Source organism: Arthrospira sp. PCC 8006 (assembly GCF_046480465.1).
Taxonomy (GTDB): Bacteria; Cyanobacteriota; Cyanobacteriia; order Cyanobacteriales; family Microcoleaceae; genus Limnospira; species Limnospira platensis.
In genome coordinates this window covers 1-488 of sequence record NZ_PKGG01000547.1, presented here as the reverse complement: position 1 = coordinate 488, position 488 = coordinate 1, and the positions used below count along the sequence as shown (strand labels likewise).

Annotated in this window: 1 protein-coding gene; it reads left to right on the top strand. The window is 44.1% G+C overall.

Annotated elements, in window-relative coordinates:
• A partial coding sequence (locus B9T16_RS29315; protein ID WP_410246459.1) for an RNA-guided endonuclease InsQ/TnpB family protein occupies window positions 1–467 on the top strand: 467 nt, incomplete at its 5' end.
• Window positions 468–488 lie beyond the last annotated feature (21 nt).

Below are 488 nucleotides of genomic sequence, written 5' to 3'. Positions count from 1 at the left end.
TAGGGTATCCTGAGTTTAAGAAACACTCTCGTTCAGTAGAGTACAAAACCTCTGGCTGGAAGCTACTTGAACCTAAGCGTATTAAGTTTACAGATGGTTTTGCTATCGGCGAGTTGCGCTTGATTGGTAGCTATGATTTAGCCCATTATGACGAATCACAAATTAAGCGGGTTCGGCTAGTCCGTCGGGCGGATGGGTACTATGTTCAGTTCTGCATCAAAGCAGATTGTCGAGTGCAGACAAAACCCAGTCAAAAAGCTATTGGGATAGATATGGGACTGCGATATTTCATAGCCACCAGTGATGGCAGTGTAATAGAGGCACCTCAGTTCTACAGAAAAGCTGAAAAGCAGCTTAATCGTGCGAATCGGCGGAAATCTCGAAAGTTTCGTAAAGGAGCAAAACCTCAGTCCCAGAACTATCACAAGGCTAGGAATCGGTATGCTCGCGAGCATTTGAGAGCATGATTTAATCTCAAATTAGGTTAA